Origin of the sequence: Streptomyces sp. NPDC086080, from assembly GCF_044540255.1 — a bacterium.
GTDB lineage: Bacteria > Actinomycetota > Actinomycetes > Streptomycetales > Streptomycetaceae > Streptomyces.
This window is the reverse complement of the sequence record NZ_JBITRU010000045.1, coordinates 42,549-49,095: the sequence shown is the minus strand read 5'-3', so window position 1 is coordinate 49,095 and position 6,547 is coordinate 42,549. Positions and strand designations below refer to the sequence as shown.

General features: G+C 64.1%; 6 protein-coding genes. 3 read left to right on the top strand and 3 right to left on the bottom strand.

From position 1 onward, the window contains the following. Positions 1–86 precede the first annotated feature (86 nt). Both ACIF9R_RS34215 and ACIF9R_RS34210 read right to left on the bottom strand, forming a co-directional pair. Positions 87–557, bottom strand: coding sequence for an NUDIX domain-containing protein (locus ACIF9R_RS34215; RefSeq protein WP_399986341.1), 471 nt, complete (start codon positions 555–557; stop codon positions 87–89). Between the two features lie 2 nt (positions 558–559). Then, positions 560–1,303, bottom strand: coding sequence for an XRE family transcriptional regulator (locus tag ACIF9R_RS34210; RefSeq protein ID WP_399986339.1), 744 nt, complete (start codon positions 1,301–1,303; stop codon positions 560–562). A gap of 95 nt (positions 1,304–1,398) precedes the next feature. Here ACIF9R_RS34210 and ACIF9R_RS34205 point away from each other — a divergent pair, with 95 nt between their 5' ends. The 3 genes from ACIF9R_RS34205 to ACIF9R_RS34195 all read left to right on the top strand — a co-directional run bounded on the left by ACIF9R_RS34205 (position 1,399) and on the right by ACIF9R_RS34195 (position 3,260). Then, a complete protein-coding gene (locus ACIF9R_RS34205; RefSeq protein WP_114934151.1) occupies positions 1,399–1,653 on the top strand; it encodes a hypothetical protein in 255 nt (84 codons plus the stop codon). Positions 1,654–1,904: 251 nt separating this feature from the next. Beyond that, complete coding sequence (locus tag ACIF9R_RS34200) at positions 1,905–2,348, top strand: glycine-rich domain-containing protein (RefSeq protein ID WP_399986337.1); 444 nt, start codon at positions 1,905–1,907, stop codon at positions 2,346–2,348. 75 nt (positions 2,349–2,423) lie between these two features. Then, positions 2,424–3,260, top strand: a complete 837-nt coding sequence (locus ACIF9R_RS34195; protein WP_399986335.1) for a protein kinase — start codon at positions 2,424–2,426, stop codon at positions 3,258–3,260. Positions 3,261–3,372: 112 nt separating this feature from the next. On the opposite strand, the gene ACIF9R_RS34190 is transcribed toward ACIF9R_RS34195, so the two are convergent. Beyond that, positions 3,373–6,528, bottom strand: a complete 3,156-nt coding sequence (locus ACIF9R_RS34190; protein ID WP_399986333.1) for a DUF3427 domain-containing protein — start codon at positions 6,526–6,528, stop codon at positions 3,373–3,375. Positions 6,529–6,547: the final 19 nt, after the last annotated feature.

The following is a 6,547-nucleotide window of genomic DNA, read 5'->3' as shown; positions in this document are numbered from 1 at the left end:
CGACAAATCCCAAACAGGACAGTCGAGACGTCAGTCAGCCGAGGGGTCAGACCCGCCAGCAGCGTCACCACGTCACATCCTCACTGTCAGCCGAGGTAGGGCCGATCACGGTGCTCTAGGAAGTGACGGATCCGAAGCCGCTGCGTGTGGTGCATCGGCAGTTGATCGATTTCCTCCGGTTGAACGAACCGCAGTTCCGTGGACTCGTCCGAGATTGCGAGCTGGCCCCCGACCACACGGGTGGTGAAGCAGACGTTGAACTGTCTGCGCACCTCACCGTCCGAGTAGGCGATGATGTGGCGGGGGTCGGTGTACGTGCCCAGGAGCCCGGTGATCTCTACGTCCAGGCCTGTTTCTTCCTTCACTTCGCGGACGGCGGTTCCCGGGAGTGAGTCGGTCATCTCCATGCCGCCGCCAGGGAGAGCCCAAAGATCGTTATCTCGTCGGCGCTGAAGGAGCACGCGTCCTTCGTCGTCGGTGACCACGGCGGACGCGGCGACCACCAGACTGTTTGGCTCAGGTGCCGCCGGGTCGTCGTAGTACTCGGTCCGTGCCATGATCACCCTTCGGTTACCGGTGTCGCGGTCTCCCAGACCGCATCGAAGCTGCTGGCGTAGGTGTCGAACATGCCGCCCTTTCCGCTGCGCCGCAGATGCCATACGGGAGCGCCGTAGGCGTTCACGCCCCAAACATGGGCATTGACCATCGCCTGGTCATCCGCACGGTAGATCGAGTTGTAGAGCGTGGTGGCATGGGTCCGCACCTCGATGCCAGGTACCCCAGCAAGGGGGCGGTAGTGCATGAGGGCGAGTCGACAACGGGACTCGATCCCGTGGCCGAACCTCTCCTCGTCGCCGCGCTGTTGCACATTTGCACTGTCCGGGTCGCCGATCGCGATACGGACCGCACACCCGTCGGCAGCTCGCTCTTGCAGCAAGTCGTTGAGCCGTGGGTACGCCTCGTGCAGGAAGACGGCCGCGTACACCAACACGTCGATGCGCTTGCGGGCTTGGGTCAGCATGTCCACAAAGGTGGACACGGGGATGTCCGCCCGCTGGTCGTAGAGAGCCACAAGTTCCGGACTGACAGCGCGGGCAGGGCGTGCCTGCCGGAGTGCGGGCCATAGAGCGTGCACGTCTTCTCCTAGTGTTTCCGCTGCCAGCATGGCCGTGGCACGGCGCGGTGTACGCCCCAGATTGACCCATCTTTCAACGGACTTGGGATCGACTTCGACCTTGTCCGCAAGGGCGGCATACGTCCAGCCGCCGGCCGCCATGGCAGCACGTAACCTCTCGTTCGGCATCTCAATCTCTCCTAACATCCGGGGACGGCACTAGGGACGTTCTACCCGACGCGGGACGTCCCGAAGTGGGGTTTGTCGGAGGTTCCGACGTCCTGATGAGCGGCAGGATCCTCGTCCGCATGGCGAGCAATCAGCAGACCAGACCAGGCATCGGTGAATTGGCGAAGGACACCGCCAGGGGACGTATCGGCGTCGTCATGGGCGAGGTCGGCGGCCGTGTGCAGATACGGCCGATCCGCGGCGGCACGGAGTGGGATGCCATGCCGGACAACGTCGTGACGCCGAGTGCGCGGGAGGAACTGAGCGCACGTCTGGCCATCCGGAACGCCAACACCCGGGACGGGCTGTGATGCGCGCCATCGGCCGGTATGCGGGAGTCCTGTTCATCGTCGTGATCAGCGGGTCGTGCGGCCTGGTGATCGGCATCGCTCTCGCCGTCGGCCAGTAGACCGGCCGCCCCGAACGGGTGCCAGTTCCCCGGCTCCCCGTCCCCGTCCGGGGCCGCCCTTCCAAGCCCGCCTTCTGGTCGTCCTTGAGCCGTGGCTCAGCGACCGATGCGGGAGGTAAGTGCCACACACCGCCACACACAAGGAGTAGTCGCATGACGGCAACGGCGAACGATCAGAGGACCGGTCGCGCGGTGGCTGGTGAGGAGTTGTTCGAAAGCCTCGCCCACTTCGTGGTCGTCCACAACGGGCAGTCGCCCGAGCGTGCCCAGCGGATCGCGGACCAGGCCGTGGCCTTCTTGGTCACCGCCGCCACCGCCACCGTTCCCATGGTTCCGTCGGACGACGTGGACCTCGGGCTGCACGCGCTCATCCTGCACACGAAGGAGTACGCGGCCCTGTGCGAGCAGTACGCGGGCCGCTTTCTGCACCACAACCCGGCGCCGGGCGGCGGGGCCCGTGACCCGGAGAAGGTCGCCTCCTCCGCGCATGCCATGAAGGCGGCCGGGTTCATGGTCTTCGACGACCTGTGGACCATGGACGGAACCAACCTCGCGCAGTGCGACTCGGACTGCGGCCGGCCGTACGGTCAGGCGTAGCACACGACAGCAGCGACGCGGCCGACCACGAGTCGTGGCCGGCCGCGTTCGCCGGAACCGGAAGGAGAAGAGACGTTGTCCGGGTCGTCCCCTGAACTGCCGATCGTGGTGCTCGACGCCCTTATGCCTACGGCTCAGCGTCTGGTGGTGGACCGCCGGGGCTCCAGGGTCTGGGACGTGGAGAGCCATCGGGGTCACTACGCCGTGAAGCTCGGTCATCCAATCGAGGCCACGGCCGACTGGCCCGCCCAGCCCTGGACCGCGCTCGCACCCGCGCGCGAGGGGGCCGTGCTGCACCGCCTCGGCTTGGATGACTTGGCGTACGGTGAGTGGGAGCGTGGAACGTGGAACCTCCAGCCGTGGCACGAGGGGCCGGACCTCTACCGACTGTGGGAGCCCTGCCGCGAGAAGGACTCACCCGTCGAACCACACACAAGCGTCGCCCTGGGCTGTGTCGAGGCGCTGGCCGAACTTCACGCTAAGGGCTGGGCACACGGTGACGTACAGCCCGCCCACTTCATCATCGGGCCGGAGCGGACGCACCTCATCGACCTCGCTCTTGCCCGGGGCGGGCACATACCTGAGACGTACGACTTCCCGTTCCGCGGCTGCCTCGTCCACTACGAGGCTCCGGAGATCGCGCGCAGCGTGCTCGCGACCGGAGAGGCCGAACCCACACAGGAAGCCGACGTCTACGGACTCGGCGCGTCTCTCCTCATCTCCGCCACCGGGTGGCGGGCCATGGACTATCCGGATGACGCTCCGCGCCCCGTCCAGAGAGAGGCAGTGGCGAACGGCAAGCGCCGGCCTGTGAAGGCTCCCGGTCCGCTGGGCGAGCTGATCGACGCGATGCTCAGCCACGCTCCGGAGGGCCGGCCAACCATCTACGAGGTGGGCAAAGCCCTGAGCTGACTCCCTACAGCCAGAGACCGGGCCGCCCTCAACCTGAACAGCATGCTGGGCGGCCTGGTTCCGGCATCTTGATCGAACACACTGTTCGGTCTGCTGTGGCCCCTGCGGATGATCACCCCACCGCGACCGCCTTGGCGTACGACAGGACATCCGCCGGGAGTTCGTGCTTCAGCTTCCAGGTGATGGCCATCGGTCGACTGCCCTTGTGGCTCTGGTACTCAGCGGGCCCCAGCAGCATCCACGGCTGAGGACCGCCGATGTCGGTGGTCTTGTAGCGGCGGACGAACAACAACACCTGGCTGCCCCGAATGGCGTGATGTTGGTACCTCAACCCAGTTGGGGATGTCTCCGAGGTCTGGTTCTGAGACTCCCAGTGAAACTGGGTCTCGCTCAGCGCGAAGTCGTGGTAGCGAGTCTGAGGTGAGAAGTCCTTCTCATCCTTCTCCCGGGTGATGAAGAGCGCGTCCGTTGCGATGGACTCACACCACTTCACACCCTCGCGGAAATCCCCGGGCATGAAGCCTCCGATGTCCGCCTGTCCGAGCGCAGGAAGGATCTCTTCGCGACTGTAGGAGGCATGGACGGTTAGCGGGATGCCCCGGTCGCCGGCCACGCCGAGGAGAGGAATGGGTACGTGCTCGGTATGGGCGAGGTTGTACGCCAGCACTTGGCGTAGTTCGCTACGGAACGCCTGGTGCTTTCGGAGAGAGGAGAACCCTGCGTCGTAGCTCGCAAAGCCCTTCCTCGTGACGCCACCCAGCGGCCAGATCTGGAAGAACAGCATGCGGGCGTACGCCTTGCCCTGTTCATCAAGGGTGCTGTAGGGCGCAGCGTCGTCTTCGAGCATGCGTGTGTACGCGGCCACGCGCAGTGGGTCATCGACATGGAGGAAGGCAGGCACTCGTCTGAGGAGGGCGGCCTCCCCTTCAAGTGCTTCGCGGTCACGCAAGCCGGAGCGGCGGAGCAGGCCCGTCCAGGAGTTCCCACTCCCTCGGTACACCTCCTTGATGTCTCGGCCGCTTTCCTCCAGGTATCGGCGGAGGGAAAGCTCCCCATAGTCGGCCACTTCACGCGACAGCGTGGTGACATTGACGCTGAGTTGGTCCTTGATGTTGGAGATGATGGTGTGCTTTGCCTTCTCCTCTAGAACGATCTCGCAGCCGGACGGGAGCTTCGGGAAGTCATGCTCGATGTGGTCCAGCAACCGCTTACGCGTCAGGTTCGTGAGGGCACGGAACTGGTTCTCAAATCGGAACTCTTTACGGTGCTGGCCGATGAAGTCCAACACGGTCAAGACAGCCTTGTTGTCGGAGCGCCGTAGCCCGCGGCCGAACTGCTGAAGGAACACAGTCGCGCTCGATGTCGGGCGGAGGAGAAGCAGGGTGTCCACACCTGGGACGTCAACACCCTCATTGAAGAGGTCAACCGAGAAGACCACCTGGAGCACCCCAGACCTCAAGTCCGCAAGTGCCTGCCGTCGCTGATCGGCGGGCGTCTCCCCGGACACCGCGACGGCGTTGAACCCAGCCGAGCGGAAAGACTCCGCCATGAAGTGCGCATGAGCGACGGAGACGCAGAAGCCCAACGCCCGCATGCGGCTCGGATCGGCGACCTTCTCCTCAACGGCCTTGACGACGAGGGCAGCGCGAACCTTGTTGCCGGTCAGAACGTTGCTGAGTGCGCTGAGGTCGTAGGCTCCGCGCTTCCACTCCACGTCGCTCAAATCGGTGGTGTCACTGATGCCGAAGTAGTGGAAGGGGCACAAAAGCTTGTTGTCCAGTGCTTCCCACAGTCGCATCTCGGCGGCGATACGACCGTCGAAGAACTCATCCTGAACGTTCTTGCCATCCATGCGTTCCGGCGTGGCTGTCAGGCCCAACAGCTCCACCGGTTGAAAGTGATCGATGATCTTCCGGTAGGTCGGTGATGTTCCGTGGTGGAACTCGTCGATCACGATGACGTCGAAGTGGTCGGGGGCGAGACGATCAAGCGCCCGTGCGTTGAGCGATTGAACGCTCGCGAAGACATGAGTCCAGCGCTCCGGGATCTCTCCGCTATGGAGGGACTCCCCGAAGTTCGCATCAAGCAAAATTTCCTGGTATGTCCGCAAAGACTGCTGCAAGATTTCCTTGCGATGAGCGACGAACAGGAGGCGCAAGTCGCGGTCATGTCTCTCGCGGAGCTCCTTGTAGTCCAGCGCAGCTATGACGGTCTTGCCCGTGCCCGTAGCCGCTACCAAGAGGTTCCGGTGACGCCCATGAACCTCACGCTCGACGTTGAGATGTTCAAGCATGTCCCGTTGATAGGGATACGGCCGCACCTCAAAGCCGGACAGCGTGATGGCCGAGCCCGCTGACGGTGCACCGCCAGCCACTGCTAGTGCTTCTTGCAGACGACTGCCGTCAGTGTGAGGGTCATACGTCTCGAAGGACGGATCGTTCCAATACGACTCGAACGTCGCTTCAAATTTCCGCATCACATCGGGCGTGGCCACGGAGGACAAGCGAACGTTCCACTCCAAGCCATCGAGGAGGGCTGCCTTCGATAGATTGGAGCTACCGACGTACGCGGTGTCGTAACCGCTGTCCCGTCGGAACAGCCAAGCCTTGGCGTGGAGCCGCGTTGAGCGAGTCTCGTAGTTGACCTTGACTTCGGCTCCGAAATCTTCGACCAACCGGTCCACCGCTCGCCGCTCAGTGGCGCCGATGTACGTCGTGGTTAGGACCCTTATCGGCACCCCCCGTTCATGCGCCGCTCTCAAGGACCGCTCAATGACCCGCAGCCCGTGCCACTTGACGAAAGCGCACAGGAGATCCACGCGGTCGGCTGTAGCCAGTTCTGCGCGCAGTTCGAATCCGAGGCTAGGGTCCTCGGGCGAGTTGGTGAGGAGCGCGGTCTCCGAGAGGGGAATACCGGGGCGTACGGCGAAGACCCCGGGTGCCTCTTGCCGTGTCATTGCTAGGAGCTGCTGAGGCCCGTTTGCGACGAGATCCACCCACTCTTGGGCGCCCTGCAGTGTGCCGATGGACTCCAGGATGTGGTTGGCCGCGTGTACGCGCTCCTCAGGGGGCAGGTTCTCGAGAACGCGGCGCACGGTGTGCGAGACGTGCCTCGCAAGCACATGAGGAACCGACTCTGCGCCCACCGCTTCGCTCATCGGATGCCAGCCAAGCTGGGAGAGCTGCTGAAGCTTCTGCTCGAAGCGGAGCGTGATCAGTTGCTCATACAGACCCGCGGCAGGTTGGGACAGATCCTCCAGCTCAGACACTCGGACTCCTTCGACCACA

Excerpts from the sequence above, each read along its gene's own strand:
- ACIF9R_RS34215 (WP_399986341.1), bottom strand. The coding sequence starts at position 557 with ATGGCACGGACCGAGTACTACGACGACCCGGCGGCACCTGAGCCAAAC.
- ACIF9R_RS34210 (WP_399986339.1), bottom strand. The coding sequence starts at position 1,303 with ATGCCGAACGAGAGGTTACGTGCTGCCATGGCGGCCGGCGGCTGGACG.
- ACIF9R_RS34205 (WP_114934151.1), top strand. The coding sequence starts at position 1,399 with ATGAGCGGCAGGATCCTCGTCCGCATGGCGAGCAATCAGCAGACCAGA.
- ACIF9R_RS34200 (WP_399986337.1), top strand. The coding sequence starts at position 1,905 with ATGACGGCAACGGCGAACGATCAGAGGACCGGTCGCGCGGTGGCTGGT.